The following is an 18,350-nucleotide window of genomic DNA, read 5'->3' as shown; positions in this document are numbered from 1 at the left end:
CCAGCGGCGGTCGGCTTGTTTCATTGCGGCAAAAATTAGCATGATTCGCACTATTCACTAAAACGAACTCATGGTATGATAATCCTATTGAACTATGCTGCCCGGAGGTAGGGGGTCGTCCATGAAATTCTCATTCGCATCAGGCGGATGGATTGAACGCCTGAAGATGCTGTTTCATCTGCCATTACCGAATCGGGCTTTACGCTTGTTTCCTCCGGAATTTACATTCCGCGATCCCGTTCACGCACTTGTGAAGCAATATCGCAATCAGGGCAATTCGTGCGGACTGCTGCTTTTTTATTGGGAAGATTTTCACCGTTTGTTCACCTCTTATCCTCATGAAGTTACCGCGCGTCTGCAGAAGCATATACGCGATGCGCTGCTTGGTTTGATTCCCGCCTTTTTCAAAAGCAACGATATCATCGGAGTACGCCAGTATAGCGGAGAAGATTTCTGTCTCTTCCTGAAGGACGAAGCGGGGGGCCGCTACGAGGAGCTTCAGCGTCAAGGGCTGCTGCTGCGCAGGGCGCTTGAAACCCGGCTGCGCGAATCCGTCCCGAAGGAATGGAGCGGTTCGTTCTCCTTCGGCTTCGGCTGCTACCGGATGGGACAAGATATCGAGAATACGGAAGCCGCCATCCAGAGCGCGTATTACTATGCGCATTCCATTGCTACACGGAAGCTGCCAGCGCATTTCTCCGCGCTCCGCGATCAGGTGCTCGATATTCTGAAGCGGGAGCAAATCTCCGTGCTGGCGCAGCCGATCATGAATCTGGCGAGCGGCGAGATTTTCGGCTGGGAAATCTTGACCCGGGGCCCGCGCAACTCGCCCCTGCATACGCCCGGAGAGCTGTTCGAGATGGCGTTCCAGGCGGATTTGCTGTCGAAGCTTGAGTTTCTCGTCATCCGCAAGGCGGTGGAGGAAATCTCGCTGCGCGGCATCCGGGAGCAGGTCTTCCTGAACGTTACGCCGGTTACGCTCTGCCATCCGCTGTTTCTCCATCACATGCTGGAAACGGTGAAGGAATTCGATAACATCTCATCCTCGCAGATCGTTCTTGAAATTACGGAACGTCATGCAATTCGCGATTTTCAATATACAGGCTCGGTCATGGCGGCCTTCCGCGCCCATGGCTTCCGGTTCGCGGTAGACGATGCGGGGGCGGGGTATTCGAGCCTGCAATCCATTTCGGAGCTGATTCCGGACATGATCAAGATTGACCGTTCCGTCATCTCGAACATCGATCAGGCTTCCGTCAAGCAGTCGCTGCTCAGGGCGCTGCTTCATTTTGCCGATAACATCAACTGTCAGGTTATCGCCGAGGGCGTGGAGCGGAAGGAGGAAGCCGCGATGCTGCTGCAGATGCAGGTGCAAATGGTACAGGGCTTCTACTTCGCGCGGCCGCAGCCGCTCGTAACGGATCATGAGCGCAGCCAGCAGCTCAAGCTCGTGAAGGAAAGAATCGATCAGGACCGCCGAGTTCACACGGCTTGAGGGGTTCGCGCGGAACCATCACAAAATCGTAACAATTGCGCCGCCGATCGTCCGTCAGGGCTGATTTGGCGGTCTTTGCGTATAGCAGGCTTCCGCCCTTTTGTGGTAGGATGTTGGTATAAAGGAGTGAGGACGCGATGAGTGCCATCGATCGGATTTTGGATCAGGCGGTAGCCGGACAGCGGATCAGCCTGGAGGATTGCATCCAATTATATGAATCGGACGAAGTGGAGAAAATGGGGCATGCGGCGAACCAAATCATGCTGAAGCACCATCCGGACCCGATTACGACGTTCGTGATCGGACGCAACGTCAACTATACGAATATTTGCGACGTGTACTGCCGGTTCTGCGCTTTCTACCGGGCCCCGGGCTCAAAGGAAGGCTACGTGCTGCCGGACGAAACGATTTTTCAGAAAATCCAGGAAACGATAGACGTCGGCGGGACGGAAATTCTGATGCAGGGCGGAACGAATCCCGACCTGCCGTTCAGCTATTATACGAACCTGCTGCGCGAGATCAAGAAGCGGTTCCCGGACATTACGATGCATTCCTTCTCCCCGGCGGAGATACGCAAGATGCAGGAGGTTTCGAACGGGCTGAGCCTGGAAGAAGTCATCCGTGCCATTCACGAGGCGGGACTGGATTCGCTGCCGGGCGGCGGTGGGGAAATTCTCGACGACCGCACCCGCAAGCGGATCAGCCGGCTGAAGGGCTCGTGGCGCGATTGGATGGACGTGATGGAGACGGCTCACCGGGTAGGGATGAGCACGACGGCGACCATGGTCATCGGCTTCGGCGAATCGAGCGAGGAACGGGCGCTTCATCTGCTGCGCGTGCGCGAGGCGCAGGACAAATGCCTAGCCAGCGGCTACAATTCTCCGGGCTTCCTGGCGTTCATCTCGTGGACGTTCCAGCCGGACAACACCAACATGAAGGCGGAGAAGCTGGGAGCGGAAGCCTACTTGAAAAATGTGGCCATCAGCCGCATCATGCTGGACAACATCAAAAACTTCCAGTCCTCGTGGGTCACGATGGGACCGGAGGTCGGCAAGCAGTCGCTGCATTACGGCTGCAACGATTTCGGTTCGACGATGATCGAGGAGAACGTCGTTTCGGCGGCCGGCACGACGCATAAGGTGAACATCGGCTCGACGCTGGACATCATCCGCCAGGCGGGCAAAATTCCGGCGCAGCGCAATACGCAGTACAAGATTTTGCGCGTGTTTGACGATGAGAACGCGAAGGTCGACAACGATTTCGTGATGCAGAACTAATCGGGGAATTTTCGAGGTTTTGGACGAATAGGGTAATACTTCAAAGGTAAACTAACTTGTAATGACGACGGGAAATAATGTATTTACCGTCTCAGTTGCGAGTATAAACTACACGCTTATCTACACTAATCCACTGGAGGGATTTGTATGGATAGGCGTTCTTTGTCTTCTGGCAGAGACATACATGGAAGAAGCCCCCTGCCGATACATTGATTCCGTCGTGATACAATGAATACCAGGTGAAGCAAGATGTTTATAGAGCCGATGCTACTCAAGAGTAGGCCTGAAGCACTTGACTCCAGGGAGCATATTTTCGAGTTAAAAATATCTCTATAAACCAATATGTACATTATTAAAAAAACAATCCTAATCATTTTGTACCATGCATTATTGGCATAAATTATATTTGTACATAAATATCATATTGTACAAAATAGCCGGAGTGAGCAGCTATTTTGTACAGTTTTTAAAATAAAAATACCTTGGACTTAGTAGACCTAAGCCACAACCTGCGAGCCTTGTCTCCAAATTTTTCTGTTCAACGGGAGTTATGTGTTAATCAAATTGTTCAGTGAAAATATAGTATTAGACTGGAAATTATCAAGACCTTGGTTGTGAAAAATTTATTAAAATAAAGGGGCTTACATATTAAACATAACTAATATGTAACCCCTTTTATTTTCCGTACTGAGAATAAAAAGCATTAATCGATGATCGATCGTTACGAGGGACGGGCAGTTATCTATGGCGTAACTTACATAAAAAGGAATCCCTGCGTCCATCACGAAGAAATGAGGACGAGGAACGATAGTTGATATACAGAAAAAAGCCGACCAAGACTGTATTGTTCCAGTGCCGGAGCGGATGAAGCCAAACCGGATGGAGACGCTGCGCACCATGCGGGTAAGCTGGTAAGCTCCGGTCGTTACTGGACGTGGAAGCTATGCAGCTCTTGCATATATACCGGGATGCGTTCATCCAAACATTCCGCAACATCCAACGTTTCCCATTCTTCGGTTGAAGAAGGGCGAAGGGTGATGTAAAAAAATGGATGATTAACCTAACGGACACGTTTGAATCAACTCTATAAACCTGCATGCTGTCATGGAAAGCGGCATGTTGCGCATAATCATAATCCCCACGTGAGATGGCGGCAGCCGCACGTCCAATTGAATCTCAAAGAGGGAGCCCTCTTCCAGCTCTTTCGAAACAAATTCTCTCGTCACGTAAGAGATTCCGAGTCCTTTCCGCGCAAACTCGATGAGAAGATCCACGCTTCCGACCTCAATTTCAGGTTTGAGCTTATAGCCGTAGCTTTGAAATAATTCCGTAATGGCCATTCGTGCCCTGCTATTGCGCGAGAACAGGATGATGGGGTACTGGAGCAGCATATCCAGCGTTAGAACCGCGTCCTTAAGCTCGGCATAACGTTCCCCCGCTACAAAGCAATCCTGCAGCTGAAAAGTCTCCCTCACTTCAAGCTGGGAATCGACGATAGGCATGCGGACGACGCCCAAATCAATTCTGCCTTCTTTTAAGAATGCAATGATTTCCGGCGTAGTTCCATGATTCAGGTGAAGTCTGATCCCGGGATGCTTCTGATGAAAGTCTTCCAAGTACGGGAGCAAATAATGCTTGAACAGCGAATCGCTTCCGCCGATCCGCAGCTCGCCGCTGTCCAGATTTTTAAGTGCGGCCATTTTTTCTTCGGCCAGCGATATTAAGATCTGTGACTGCTCAATATAGGAATACAGTATGGCGCCCTCTTTCGTCAGCGCAACGCCTTTGGAATTCCGGTAAAACAAAGTGATGCCGAAGCTGTCTTCAAGCTGTTTGATGGCGTGGCTGACGCTCGGTTGGGTGAGGTATAAGGCCTTGGCAGCCTGAGTCAAGCTGCCTGTCTTCGCAGCCCAGTAAAAAACCTTGTACAATTCGTAATTATTGTTCATAGATGTGGTCTATAGCTCCTGTGAAATATATTTATTACTTGTATAGATGATAATCGTATTATAGTGGAACTACGAAAAAGAAACCAGAGCTTGATTAAGAGAGCGCTGCCGGAAGGAGAGAGAAACATGGAGCCGACCACGTTTGTTTTGTTTGGAGCGACAGGGGATTTAGCCAAAAGGAAAATATACCCTGCCTTGTACAACTTATATATCGATCGGAAGCTGCCGCAATCATTCTCCTTAGTTGGTCTTGGGAGAAGAGAACTGTCTGATGAATCGTTTCAGGCAAATGTCGAGCAGTCTATCCGAACTTTTTCCAGACGCGAAGCGAACAATTCTGCGTTAATCAAAGATTTTTTGAGCGCATTCCGTTACAGCGTTCTTGATATAGGCCGCAAAGAAGATTACAGGAAGCTGCTGCAACTGATTGAACAGCGGGAAGAAGAGCTGCGCATTCCGCCGAATCGCCTGTTTTATTTATCTGTCGGACCTGAATTTTTTGAAACGATCGCAGCGGGCATTGAGGAAAGCGGGCTAGGTTCCGCGAATGGCTGGAGGCGTCTCGTGATCGAGAAGCCTTTCGGCCATGATTTGCAATCTGCCCGCGATTTGAATCAGAAGCTGAGCAAAGCTTTTGCGGAGCATGAAATTTACCGAATCGATCATTATCTCGGCAAGCCGCTGGTCCAGAAGCTTGAGATTTTGCAGCAAAATCCGGTCCTTAATGCCTTATGGACGAATCGTTACATTGCCAACGTGCAGATTACGGCAAACGAGACCGTCGGCGTAGAAGAAAGAGCGGGTTATTACGATCATGTAGGCGCCGTAAGAGACATGTTTCAAAACCATATGCTGCAATTGCTGATGATGCTGACGAGTCATCTTCCGAACAACAGCGACTCGGAAATGGTGCGCTTTAAGAAGAAAAAGGTGATGGAAGCTCTCGAGCCGCTGCAAAAAGAGGAGGTGAGCGCAAGCATTATCCGCGGGCAGTACAAAGCAGGAACCGTTCAAGGAAAGCCGGTAATCGGCTATACGTCCGAACCGGGCATCGCTTCTACTTCCATGAACGATACGTTTATTGCCGCTAAATTGCAGATCGATGATTTCTTTTGGCGCGGCGTTCCTTTTTATATCCGAACAGGCAAACGAATGAAAGAGAAATCAACGCGGATTGTGATTGAGTTCAAGGAACTGTTAAAGATGTCCTCACAGGCAAATGCTGAAGGAAAATCGCCTAACCTTCTGGTATTTGAAATTAGTCCTAACGAAGGCATTACGCTGCAATTAAATACGAGGGACCCTCTGCATAAAGGGGAGTTCAAGCCCATTCAAATGGACTTTCATGAGAGCCGGGACGATGTTCCCGAGGCTTACGAAAATTTGATTTACGACGCTTTGCACGGAGATCCCACGTTCTTCGCGCATTGGGACGAAGTCGAATTGTCGTGGAAATGGGTCCAACCGATCCTGGAAGCATTCGAGGAGAATCTGGTTCCGCTTCATCGGTATGAAGCGGGCACTTACGGACCTGCCGAGTCCGATGCGTTATTGGCGAAGGATGGCTATCATTGGTGGTTCGATGACAAGCCAGAACAACATATCAAAACCGAAGAAGGAGAACAGTATGCCTATTACCCAAACCATTGATCAATTAGCTATTGATACGATCCGAACGTTGTCTATCGATGCCACCAACCGCGCCAATTCCGGTCATCCGGGGCTGCCGATGGGAGCGGCGCCGATGGCATACGCCCTTTGGTCCAGACTATTAAATCACAATCCCGGCCATGCCAAATGGTTTAACCGCGACCGCTTCGTTCTTTCTGCGGGTCACGGATCAGCCTTGCTCTACAGCCTGCTGCATTTGTCCGGATATCAGGTGTCGCTTGATGATTTAAAACAGTTTCGCAAGCTGAACAGCAAAACGCCGGGGCATCCCGAATATGGGCACACGGATGGCGTAGAGGCGACAACTGGGCCTCTGGGACAAGGGATGGCGATGGCAGTCGGGATGGCGATGGCCGAAGCTCATTTGGCCTCGAAATTCAATCAAGACGGTTTCCGGGTAATCGATCATTATACGTATGCGCTTGTCGGAGACGGCTGCTTGATGGAAGGAATCTCTTACGAGGCGATGTCCATGGCAGGACATATGAAGCTTGGGAAATTAATCGTATTGTATGATTCCAACGACATCTCGTTGGACGGAGCGCTGAACCTTTCCTTCGGCGAAAATATGCAAAAAAGAGCGGAATCGGCCAATTGGGAATATATCCGGGTCGAGGACGGCAATGACATTTCCCTGATTGCCGAAGCGATCGCCGCAGCCAAGCAAAACGATGCCCAGCCGACGCTTATCGAAATTCGGACGATTATCGGTTACGGCAGCAAGGTAGCGGGAACGAACAAAGTACACGGCAATCCGCTCGGCAAAGAAGAAGCGAAGGCGACCAAGGAAGTTTACGGCTGGCAGTATGAGGAAGAGTTCACCGTTCCGGAAGAAGTCAATGCACATTTCGAGCAGCTGAAACGTAAGGGCGAGGCCAAAGAAGAAGAGTGGAACAAATTGGCCGCTGCCTATAAAGCGCAATATCCTGTGCAGGGTAAGGAGCTCGAGCAAGTCATCGACGGTTCCGTGTCGATTGAGGCCGCGGACATCCTTACGTTCGACGCTTCCAAAACGATTTCTACCCGCGTAGCAAGCGGCGAAGCCATAAATCATTACGTAAAAACCGTTCCTTCGATTTTTGGAGGAAGTGCGGATTTATCGCATTCGACTATGACGGACATCAAAGGAGAGCAAAAGTTTGCCGTTGAGTCTTACTCGGGACGCAATATCTACTTTGGCGTCCGTGAGCACGCTATGGGCGCAGCCGGCAATGGCATGGCCCTGCATGGAGGCGTAAAACCATTCGTAAGCACCTTCTTCGTATTCAGCGATTATTTGCGCCCGTCTATTCGTTTGGCTGCGCTGCAAAAACTGCCTGTGATTTATGTATTTACACATGATTCCATTGCCGTCGGGGAAGATGGACCTACGCATGAACCCGTCGAGCACTTGGCTGCGCTGCGCACTATTCCGGGACTTACGGTCATTCGGCCGACCGATGCCAATGAAACGGCAAGCGCATGGGCGTATGCTCTGCTGCAAAATGAAGGTCCGGTAGCCTTGGTGCTGAGCAGACAAAATCTGCCTGTATATGAAGCGACCAAGGCCAATGTTGAAGGGGTAGCCAAAGGAGCTTATGTCTTGAGCGAAACGGGCGGTCAGCCGGATGTCATCCTGATCGGAACCGGATCCGAGGTTTCTCTGGCCGTGAACGCCAAAGCGGAGCTGGAGCGGGACAACATTTCCGTACGCGTCGTTGCCATGCCGAGCAGAGAGCTGTTCGATCGTCAACCCGAAGACTATAAGCAGAGTGTCCTTCCTAATTCCGTTACGAAGCGGGTGGCCATTGAAGCCGGCATTTCGTTAGGCTGGGACCGTTACACGGGACAAGGCGGAAAAGTACTGTCGATCGATACATTTGGCGCCTCTGGGCCCGGTACGGAGGTTATGGAATACTTTGGTTTCTCCGTAAATCAAGTGGTTCGCCTGACGAAGGAATTACTGAAGTAATTATAAATTAACAATAAAATAACGGAGGTACTCACCTATGAAATTTTTTATCGATACTGCAAATGTGGAAGACATCAAAAAAGCGTATAAAATCGGCATCTTATCCGGCGTTACGACGAATCCGTCGTTGGTTGCCAAGGAAGGTGTGAAATTTGAAGATCGAATCGCCGAGATTTTGCGGGAAGTGCCCGAGGTTGAATCCGTTTCTGCCGAAGTAACGCCGGATGCGGTGACAGCCGAAGAAATGATCGCGCAAGCGAACGAACTGATTCAAATCAATAATTATGACAAAAACATCACCATCAAGCTTCCGATGACGCTGGCAGGTTTGGAGGCTTGCCGTTACCTGACTAAAAAAGGCGTGAAAACAAATGTGACGTTGATTTTCACCGTGAACCAAGCGCTGTTGGCCGCTCGCGCAGGCGCGACCTATGTCTCTCCGTTTCTTGGCCGCTTGGATGATATTTCGGAAGACGGCGTGCAGCTCGTTTCAAAAGTCGCTGAATTGTTCCGTATTCATAACCTGGATGCCCAAATTATCGCGGCATCTGTCCGGCATCCGGATCACGTGACTCGCGTAGCGATGGCAGGCGCGCATATCGCAACGATTCCATTCGCGGTGATCGAGCAAATCTCCAAGCATCCGCTAACGGATCAAGGCATGGACAAATTCGCTGCCGATTGGAAAAAAACAGCTCAGCTTTAAGATGCGAATTACCCAATGCGAGTTTAAAGGAGGCGTTCCGAATGACTATTTCATTTGATTATTCCAGTGCATTGCCATTTATCCAGCAGCATGAAGTGGATTACTTCAGCGAGTTTGTGAACGTGGCTCATCGCATGCTGCATGAGAAGGAAGGCCCCGGTTCCGATTATCTGGGCTGGGTGAATTTGCCGCTTCAATACGATCAAGAAGAGTTTGCGAGAATCAAGCAAGCTGCACAGCGCATTCGCAGCCATTCCGACGCTTTGGTCGTCATTGGCATTGGCGGTTCCTATTTAGGCGCAAGATCCGCGATCGAAGCGTTGTCTCATACGTTTCACAATCAGATAAGCGGTAAGACCCAAGTGTATTTTGCCGGGCAAAATATCAGTTCTACGTACATCACCCATTTAATGGAGCTGCTGGAAGGCAAGGATATTTCCCTGAATGTCATTTCCAAGTCGGGAACGACGACAGAACCGGCCATCGCATTCCGTATTCTGCGAGATTATATGGAGAAGAAGTACGGAAAAGAGGAAGCGCAAAAACGTATCTTTGCTACAACCGATTCATCAAAGGGTGCCTTGAAAAAACTTGCCGATGAAGAAGGCTATGAAACCTTCGTCATTCCTGACGATGTAGGCGGACGCTATTCCGTTCTTACAGCCGTAGGGCTTCTGCCCATTGCCGTTGCCGGGCTCGATATCGATCGAATGATGGCGGGAGCCGCCGCCGCTGCACGGAAATATAACAACCCCGATCTTCGCTCCAATGAGAGCTATCAATATGCGGCCGTTCGCAATGCCCTTTACCGCAAGGGAAAAACGATCGAGCTGCTGGCAAACTTCGAACCGTCCTTGCATTTTGTTTCCGAATGGTGGAAGCAGCTGTTCGGCGAAAGCGAGGGCAAAGACCAGAAGGGGCTTTATCCCGCATCCGTCGATTTTACGACTGATTTGCATTCGATGGGACAGTATATCCAAGAAGGCCGGCGCGATCTCATCGAGACGGTGCTTTCGGTGAAGAAGCCGCGGGTGGAGCTAACCATACAACAGGACGCGGGCAATCTGGACGGACTCAATTTTGTTGCGGGCATGACGATGGATGAAGTGAACAAGAAGGCAACCGAAGGCACGCGGCTTGCTCACGTTGATGGAGGCGTGCCTAATCTGATTGTAGAGCTGGATGAGCTGAATGAATATACGTACGGCGAAATGGTGTATTTCTTTGAGAAGGCCTGCGGCATTAGCGGCTTGCTGCTTGGGGTTAACCCTTTCGATCAGCCGGGCGTGGAAGCGTATAAGACCAATATGTTTGCGCTGCTGGGCAAGCCTGGTTTCGAAGCGCAAAAAGCCGAGCTCATCAAACGTTTATCTGCAAAAGGACAGGAATGACAGGGAGGCAATATATAATGAAAAAACAGCAAATCGGCGTCGTCGGCTTGGCCGTCATGGGGAAAAACCTGGCCTTGAATATCGAAAGCAAAGGCTTCTCGGTTGCAGTATATAATCGGTCGCCGGAGAAAACGAATGAACTTGTGGCGGAAGCGCAAGGAAAGAACCTTCTAGGCACTTACAGCGTCGAAGAATTCGTCCAATCGCTCGAGTCGCCGCGTAAAATATTAATCATGGTCAAAGCGGGGCAACCGACAGACGATACCATTAATCAGCTCGTGCCTTACCTTAGTCAAGGTGATATTCTCATCGACGGTGGAAACGCCTATTTCCCTGATACGCAAAGAAGAAATAATGAACTGCAAGCCAAAGGATTCCGCTATATCGGCGCGGGTGTTTCGGGCGGCGAAGAGGGGGCGCTGAATGGACCGGCGATTATGCCCGGCGGGCAAAAAGACGCTTATGAGCTGGTAGAGCCCATCTTGACCGCCATTTCGGCCAAAGTGAACGGAGATCCTTGCTCGACCTATATCGGAGAAGACGGCGCCGGACATTATGTCAAAATGGTGCACAACGGCATCGAATACGGCGATATGCAGCTCATCGGCGAAGCGTATCATCTGCTTAAGGATGTGTTGAATTTAAATGCAAGCCAGCTTCACGACATTTTCTCCGAATGGAACAATGGAGAGCTGGACAGCTATTTGATCGAAATCACGGCCGATATTTTCGCGAAGACCGACCCGGATACAGGCAAACCGATGGTTGACGTCATCCTTGATTCGGCAGGACAGAAAGGGACCGGTAAATGGACGAGCCAAAGCGCACTCGATTTGGGCGTTCCGTTATCCATTATTACCGAATCCGTGTTTGCGCGGTTTATCTCCGCGATGAAAGAAGAACGCGTGGCCGCTAGCAAACGGCTGAATGGCCCTGCGGCATCAAGCTACGACGGCGATCCCAAGGAATTCATCGAGGCTGTCCGTCAAGCTTTGTACGCCAGCAAAATCGCTTCGTACGCGCAAGGCTTTGCGCAAATGAGAGCTGTTTCCGACGCGTACGATTGGAATTTGAACTATGGCGGCATCGCGATGATCTTCCGCGGGGGATGCATTATCCGCGCAAGATTTTTACAAAATATTAAGGATGCTTACGACCGGAACCCGGAGCTGAAAAACCTGCTGCTCGACGAATACTTCGGCGGAGTTATCGCAAACTATCAGGAAGCTTGGAGAAAAGTCGTCTCGATTGCCGTCACGAGGGGGATTCCGGTTCCTGCTTTTGCTTCCGCGTTAGCTTATTATGACAGCTATCGTACGGAGAGGCTTCCGGCTAATTTGCTGCAGGCTCAGAGGGATTATTTTGGGGCGCATACGTTTGAACGGCTTGATCAAAAGGGAAGCTTTCATTTTCAATGGATGGAAAATAACGAATAACATCTTCTTAAAAAATCAGCGGGCGTAAGGACAGTAAAGTATTCCTGTATTTCTGTAAGGTCGATAACGATTTCGGAACTAACCGGTTTTCAAGATAAAAACGGGTAAGCCCAAGCCGGGCATTCGGCCTTGACGGTCGATGGCCCCCGGCTTGGGCTTTTTTGCGTATCAACCGAGCCAATGGAATACGGCATTACCGGCGGTTTCCCCCTCGCGCGATGGCGAGGAGAAGCTTGGAGGCGCCGGCAAGAGACGGGACGCATGGCCACGATCGGATGGATTCCCTCCGTCCCTCGTCAGCGACCCGTTACGGATAACGACCTCCGTGCCGCGCGGGGAAAGCAGGTAAATTCGGTCCATATCGGCGTTTCCCAGGCGAATGCAGCCGAGCGAGGCGTTCTCGCCAATGGAGGAAGCATCGGCTGTGCCGTGAATGGCGAGTTCGCCTAGGCCAAGTGCGGCACTGCCGTATACACCCGGCATCTTTCCCTGCGGCGACCGGACCCTTGTGCCGACCGTATAAACGCCCTCCGGCGTCGGATGGCCCGCCTCGCCGATGCCGACTGCCGCCTCCGCTACAACGGCATTTCCCGCGGTCAGCTGCATCCGGTGAGCGGAGGGGTCCACCGTAATGCGATAAGGCTCATAGGGCAGTACGGCCTCCGGAGCGTGAGCCGCCATACCGGAGGAGGCCTCATAAACGAAGTTCGGATAAAACATGGCGGCCAGGCTACCGGCGTTCTGGTCATAGACCCAGCCGCCTAAACCGTCAAAACCGGTTCGGGCCGAGGCCGAACCGGTTGCGGGTTCAAGAGGAATTGCGCTGAGGTAGTTGTTCGGATAGCCGGCGGCGAGCTGGCTTAGTTCCGTCGGCGGCTGACCGTGTTCCTTCATATAAGCTCCAAGCGCGGTACGGACCAGATTGGCGCCGGTTTCCGCCTCGGTACGGAGCTGCTTCAGGTCGCTGCTCAGGAAACGGATCTTGACGGCTGTATCGACGGAAGGATTATATTCCGCCATTACGAAAGCGATCGTTTTCAGCTTCTCATCATTCATCGGCACGGCTTTGCTGTCCGCTTGCTTTACGTCTGAAGCAAGCCCATAAACGGTGATGCTCCGGTTCGGGTACCAATTGGACAACTCCAGCGCCTTCTTATGCAGCGCTGTCTCCACCTCGCTCTGCTGTGCGCCGTAAGGAAAATGAAGAACGAACCGGCTTTCCGCGCTTTCGTAGGTTACATCCTTTCCGATGCCCCAAGGCTTCACCCAAGTGACTGCTTTCGATACGGCGGCCGGACCATACACGAACGCTAACAATAGCAAATTGAGGAAGAGCAGGGAAAGAAGCAGCGCTTTGAGCAGCAGCGGAATGGAGCTGGGGCGTACTGCCGCGGAGGCTGAACCGGATTCCGATATTTTGGGCTTCGATGGCTGCTCCAGATGACGCACTGCGCTGGAAGCAGGATAATAATAAGGAGAAGGGAAAACCTTCATCGCTTGCTTGTAATGATAGAGCGCCGCGTCCTTCCTACCGAGCTCTTCGTGCTGCCTGCCCAAACGGTAGTGCGCCTCAGGGGAACGCGGGTCGTGGAAGCGAATGATTTTTTCATAGTAGAGCGGATCGCTGCGGTTGAGGTATATATTTTTGTGAAGGTGTACCAGATTGCTGTCCAAATGGGTTTTAAACCGCTTTCGGGAATGTTCCATAGCCAACCTCCACATTCGTAGTTTAATTTGATAGAAATAGGATACCCAACCTATCATCTTTAATAATTAATATGCTTTATCCTAGCTTCCTATGAATCTATGATACAAATAGTATCATAACTTTCTTAATATTAAAAGTTATGTATACAAATTGTATCATTACCGATAAAAAAAGACCCTCATCTTTAAGATGATAGGGTCGCAGCTTCCTGAGCGTATATTTCCGTACGGTTTCTGCCCTGCCGTTTGGCCCTGTACAGCGCGTTGTCAGCTCCAGCGAACAGCTGCTCCTTGAGACAGCCTTTCTCGAAGGTATTCAGACCGATGCTGATCGTCACGGGGTTTCCGCCCAGCTCCTCATGGCGAAGCGAAGCGATCTTCCTGCGGATGTGCTCCAGATGCAGCAGCGCCTCGTCCGTCGACATGTCCGTGAACAGGATGGCGAACTCTTCGCCCCCGTAGCGCGCGGGGAAATCATTGAGCGAAACCATGTCCTGCAGAATGCCCGCCACCTTCTTGAGCACAGCGTCCCCGGCCCGGTGTCCGTACGAATCGTTCACTTTCTTAAAATGGTCGATGTCGAGGAGGGCGAGTTGAAAGGTCAGACCGTTCCGTTCGCCTTGGAGGATCAGGTTATCGAGGTGCTCATGAAAGGACATATGATTGTAAAGTCCCGTTAACGCATCCGTTTTGGCCATTTTGTCCATCAGTATATTTTTGACCAGGAGATCTTGTTCGGAGGCAATGGTTGTTCGCAAATGCTTCAGCAGCTCCGCACCGCGGCAAATAATGCCGAAGGCCAGCGCGAATCCAACGGCCAGGATGCCGGTCATGGTCAACAATTCTCTAATTCCGTAAAATGGGAGCGTTTTTAGCGTCGAGAGGTATGTACCATAGAAGGTAATCAAGCTGACGAAGAACGAAAACACAAGTTTACGGCGCTGGAAATAAAAGACGGAGGCAAGGATCGGAAGAAAAAGCGCTGTCAGTGTGGAGCTGACTTGCGGGTAAGTGCTTATGAGACAGAAAGCCAGTAAGCCGCCGCCCAATATGACGATGTAATCCGCGAACCGTTTGAGCCTAGCGTTAGCCGCTTCCATGATCAAAAGTCCGCCGTATGCCCATAGCGTGTAAAGGCCTAATATTCTAGCAGGTTGAACCTTCAGGTATAAAGTAGCGATTACGTTATATATAACGGTTAATGCAATGGATAGGATCACCATTCCCCAGTAACCGTTCAGCAGAATCCGGTTCCATTTCGGCAAGCTGATCTGCTGCTGAAAATCAAAAGCCATCGGGGTTCACTCCATATTTCTGGGCTTCTCTCATTATTTTACTATACCATGGACGCTTGATATTTGTATATATGCGTCTCATGGGCCATATACTTTAAAGGAGATTTCGCGCAAGGGAAAGGAGTGAATCGGATGAAGCTGTTTAACGTCATTATGATGAAGCGCTCGAAAGAGCAGGCCGACCGGTTGCTGCAGGCGCTGCGGCGATCCGCAGACGGATTACATAACGCTAACCTAATCCATATCACCCTGAACGATGCGGAGGATATGGCGGTGCTTCAAGTGGAGGGAGTGCTGCCTCAATTTGAACTTCTTAAGGATGCGGAAGCCGTGTATGCCGGCGCCGCTTCCGCCATTGCGGATTACATGCTCGCGGAAGAAGAACGCAAGCTGATCCGGAAGCTGATCCGGGAGGAGTTCGAGTACGACCAGGAAGACGAGATGGCCCAAATCATGGTTTACTGCGAGCAAATGCTCAGCGGCGCCAGCTCTGCCGAAGGCGAATTTCCATTAAGTCATGCAAGGGACCGGCGCAAGGGAAAAATCATTTCCGAGGTGACGGGCTATCTCTCGGAGCATACGGAGCTCAACCTGGACGGATTCATGCGGTTCCGTCTTCATGGCTACATGGATGAGCTTCGGGAAGTCGTCGAATATGCCGTCGATGAATACGTGATGGATCGGCAGCATCAGGAGTTCATCTCACTGCTGCAATATTTTGTATATATTCAGGAAGCCAAAATTCCATTCGTGCATTTGATCCATAAAGGGGGAGGCGACTTCCTGCTGCTCAATGACCGGATGGAAAGGATCAATACCGATGACAGGGAAGCGACGGTCACGGTGGAAATGCTCGAGAAGGACATGAATTTTGAAGATATGATCGTCAGCACGCTCATTACCGTATCGCCGCAGCAGATTTACATTCACACCCGGGAGCCGGAGGTACAGGTAATCAAGACGATCTCGCAAATTTTTGAAAACCGGGTGGAGCTCTGCGGTTACTGCCGGCTGTGTCATAGTCTTGACCGATCGACGGCCGGCGAATATAATAAAGGGTAAGGCAAGGATCAAAGACATGGACCGCAAGAAGCGCTGCCCAGAGAGAGGGGACACGGCTGCAAGCCCCTTCAGTGTGCATCAGACGGTTTACCCCTTTGTAGCCGTCGCTTGGAACGCTGTCGACCATCCCGATGAGTCTGGATGAGCAAGGCAGTCAGTATAAGCTTCCGGATCATTCCCGTTACCGAATGTCTTGAGGATTCGCGGCAGATGAGGCCAGGCAAGCAGGCCCGCTTGAAGCGGATCGAACTAGGGTGGAACCACGAGCTTAAAGCGCACTCGTCCCTTACGGGAGGATGCGCTTTTTTTATTTCCATAATTCGATGAGGGAGGCTTCTCGGCATGGCAGCAATTAAAGTAACTTTCCCCGACGGAGCGGTTCGGGAATATGAGCAGGGCATATCGGCGGAGGATATTGCAGGTTCGATCAGCCCGGGACTGAAAAAGAATGCGGTGGCGGCCAAAATCAACGGCAAAGTGGTGGATCTGAATACGACGCTTGATCAGGATGCGCTGCTGGAGCTCGTGATGCTGGATAGCGAGGACGGCTTGGAGGTATATCGTCACTCTACGGCGCATTTGATGGCCCAGGCGATCAAGCGCATTTACGGCGAGAAGAGCGTCAAGCTGGGCATCGGTCCAGTGATCGAGGACGGCTTCTATTACGATATCGACCTCGAAACCTCCATTACGCCGGAGGATTTATCCAAGATCGAGAAGGAAATGGAACGTATCGTAGGCGAGAACCTGCCGATCCGCCGCCGCGTCGTGAGCCGCGAGGAAGCGATCCGCATTTTCACGGAGCTTGAGGATCCGTTAAAGCTGGAGCTGATCCGTGATTTGCCGGAGGATTCCGTCATTACGATTTATGATCAGGGCGAATTCTTCGACCTGTGCCGCGGGCCGCATTTGCCGTCCACCGGCCGGATCAAAGCGTTCAAGCTGCTGAGCGTGGCCGGCGCCTACTGGAGAGGCGATTCCAAGAACAAGATGCTCCAGCGCATTTACGGCACGGCCTTCGCCAAGAAAGCGGAGCTGGACGAGCATTTGCACCTGCTCGAGGAGGCGAAGAAACGCGACCACCGGAAGCTGGGCAAGGAGCTCAAAATTTTTACGTTCTCGAGTGAAGTAGGCCAAGGGCTGCCGCTCTGGCTTCCGCACGGCGCGAAACTTCGCCGTACCATGGAGCGCTACATCGTCGATCTGGAGGAGCGCCTTGGGTACCAGCACGTCTATACGCCGGTGCTCGCCAATGTCGAGCTTTACAAGACGAGCGGTCACTGGGAGCATTACCATGAGGATATGTTCCCCAAGATGGTGCTGGACAACGAGGAGCTTGTGCTCCGTCCGATGAACTGTCCGCACCATATGATGGTGTACAAGAGCGATATGCGCAGCTATCGCGACCTGCCGGTCCGCATCGCCGAGCTCGGCACGATGCACCGGTATGAAATGTCCGGCGCTTTGACCGGTTTGCACCGTGTTCGGGCGATGACCTTGAACGATGCGCACATCTTCTGCCGTCCGGATCAGATCAAGGAAGAGTTCGCGCGGGTGGTGAACCTGATTCGCCACGTCTATGAGGATTTCGGGATCAAGGACTACCGTTTCCGCCTGTCCTACCGCGACCCTAAAGATACGGAGAAATATTTCCCTAACGACGAAATGTGGGAAATGTCCCAGCGCATGCTTCGCGAGGTCGTCGAAGAACTCGGTCTGCCGTTCTTCGAGGCTGAAGGGGAAGCGGCATTCTACGGACCGAAGCTCGACGTACAGATCAAGACGGCACTGAAGAAGGAAGAGACGCTGTCCACCGCACAGCTGGACTTCCTGCTGCCGGAGCGGTTCCAGCTTGAATATATCGGCTCCGACGGGCAGAAGCACCGTCCGGTCGTTATTCACCGCGGCATCATCTCAACGATGGAACGGATGACGGCGTTCCTGCTCGAGAACTTTACCGGCGCGCTGCCGACCTGGCTGTGCCCGGTTCAGGCGAAGGTGCTTCCGGTATCCCAAGCGTTCGACGGTTATGCCAAGGAAGTGGAAGAAAAGCTTCTTTCCGCGGGTATCCGCATCGAAGCTGACCTGCGCAACGAGAAGCTCGGCTACAAGATTCGCGAGGCCCAGCTGGAGAAAATTCCGTTCATGCTCGTCGTAGGCGAGAACGAAGCGAGCTCCGGCAGCGTCTCCGTCCGCCGCAGAGGCCAAGGCGATCTCGGCGCCCACAGCGTGGAGAACGTGGTTAAGCTCATCGAAGAAGAAATCCGGTCCAAAGCTCAGCAATAACTTCCGGCGTAAAGCCGATCCGAGCGAAGAAGCCGTATAAGCCTGTTTCCTTAAGGAGACAGGCTTTTTAAGTTGTTCTTGGGTTTCTTGGAAGATCCTCGTCAGGCGTGTTTTACTTGTCGTA

Annotated in this window: 12 protein-coding genes; 9 read left to right on the top strand and 3 right to left on the bottom strand. The window is 51.6% G+C overall.

All coding sequences use genetic code 11. The annotated features are described in order from the left end of the window. Positions 1-121 precede the first annotated feature (121 nt). Both O9H85_RS29935 and mqnC read left to right on the top strand, forming a co-directional pair. Complete coding sequence (locus tag O9H85_RS29935; protein ID WP_269885070.1) at positions 122-1,495, top strand: EAL domain-containing protein; 1,374 nt, start codon at positions 122-124, stop codon at positions 1,493-1,495. A gap of 137 nt (positions 1,496-1,632) precedes the next feature. Next, entirely contained in the window at positions 1,633-2,772 is a 1,140-nt protein-coding gene (gene mqnC / locus O9H85_RS29930; protein ID WP_269885069.1) for a cyclic dehypoxanthinyl futalosine synthase, read from the top strand. A 1,055-nt stretch (positions 2,773-3,827) separates the two neighbouring features. Here the strand turns inward: mqnC and O9H85_RS29925 are convergent. Then, complete coding sequence (locus O9H85_RS29925; RefSeq protein WP_269885068.1) at positions 3,828-4,721, bottom strand: LysR family transcriptional regulator; 894 nt, start codon at positions 4,719-4,721, stop codon at positions 3,828-3,830. A 126-nt stretch (positions 4,722-4,847) separates the two neighbouring features. Between O9H85_RS29925 and zwf the strand changes: the two genes are divergently transcribed. From zwf to gndA, 5 genes are read left to right on the top strand one after another with little or no spacing between them, the layout of a single operon-like run. Beyond that, on the top strand, positions 4,848-6,371 hold the full coding sequence (zwf, locus tag O9H85_RS29920) for a glucose-6-phosphate dehydrogenase (RefSeq protein WP_269885067.1): 1,524 nt from the start codon (positions 4,848-4,850) through the stop codon (positions 6,369-6,371). Next, entirely contained in the window at positions 6,355-8,343 is a 1,989-nt protein-coding gene (gene tkt, locus O9H85_RS29915; RefSeq protein ID WP_269885094.1) for a transketolase, read from the top strand. The genes zwf and tkt overlap by 17 nt, the downstream gene beginning before the upstream one ends. A gap of 37 nt (positions 8,344-8,380) precedes the next feature. After that, positions 8,381-9,049, top strand: coding sequence for a fructose-6-phosphate aldolase (gene fsa / locus O9H85_RS29910; RefSeq protein ID WP_269885066.1), 669 nt, complete (start codon positions 8,381-8,383; stop codon positions 9,047-9,049). A gap of 41 nt (positions 9,050-9,090) precedes the next feature. Continuing rightward, positions 9,091-10,440, top strand: coding sequence for a glucose-6-phosphate isomerase (locus O9H85_RS29905; RefSeq protein ID WP_269885065.1), 1,350 nt, complete (start codon positions 9,091-9,093; stop codon positions 10,438-10,440). Positions 10,441-10,457: 17 nt separating this feature from the next. Further along, positions 10,458-11,876 carry an NADP-dependent phosphogluconate dehydrogenase gene (gndA, locus tag O9H85_RS29900; protein ID WP_269885064.1) on the top strand — a complete coding sequence of 473 codons (1,419 nt, stop codon included), beginning with the start codon at positions 10,458-10,460 and terminating at the stop codon, positions 11,874-11,876. Between the two features lie 168 nt (positions 11,877-12,044). Here the strand turns inward: gndA and O9H85_RS29895 are convergent, their stop codons facing one another. Both O9H85_RS29895 and O9H85_RS29890 read right to left on the bottom strand, forming a co-directional pair. Further along, entirely contained in the window at positions 12,045-13,583 is a 1,539-nt protein-coding gene (locus O9H85_RS29895) for a L,D-transpeptidase family protein (protein ID WP_269885063.1), read from the bottom strand. A 185-nt stretch (positions 13,584-13,768) separates the two neighbouring features. Continuing rightward, entirely contained in the window at positions 13,769-14,878 is a 1,110-nt protein-coding gene (locus O9H85_RS29890) for a GGDEF domain-containing protein (protein ID WP_269885062.1), read from the bottom strand. Positions 14,879-15,010: 132 nt separating this feature from the next. On the opposite strand from O9H85_RS29890, the gene O9H85_RS29885 reads away from it, so the two are divergent. Continuing rightward, positions 15,011-15,940 carry a putative sporulation protein YtxC gene (locus O9H85_RS29885; RefSeq protein ID WP_269885061.1) on the top strand — a complete coding sequence of 310 codons (930 nt, stop codon included), beginning with the start codon at positions 15,011-15,013 and terminating at the stop codon, positions 15,938-15,940. 342 nt (positions 15,941-16,282) lie between these two features. Continuing rightward, positions 16,283-18,226, top strand: coding sequence for a threonine--tRNA ligase (gene thrS, locus O9H85_RS29880; protein ID WP_269885060.1), 1,944 nt, complete (start codon positions 16,283-16,285; stop codon positions 18,224-18,226). The last annotated feature ends 124 nt before the right edge of the window (positions 18,227-18,350 follow it).

It is taken from the genome of Paenibacillus gyeongsangnamensis, from assembly GCF_027533625.1.
GTDB classification, from domain to species: domain Bacteria; phylum Bacillota; class Bacilli; order Paenibacillales; family NBRC-103111; genus Paenibacillus_G; species Paenibacillus_G gyeongsangnamensis.
Note: the sequence above shows the minus strand (reverse complement) of the source record. Positions and strands in the feature narration are given on the sequence as shown.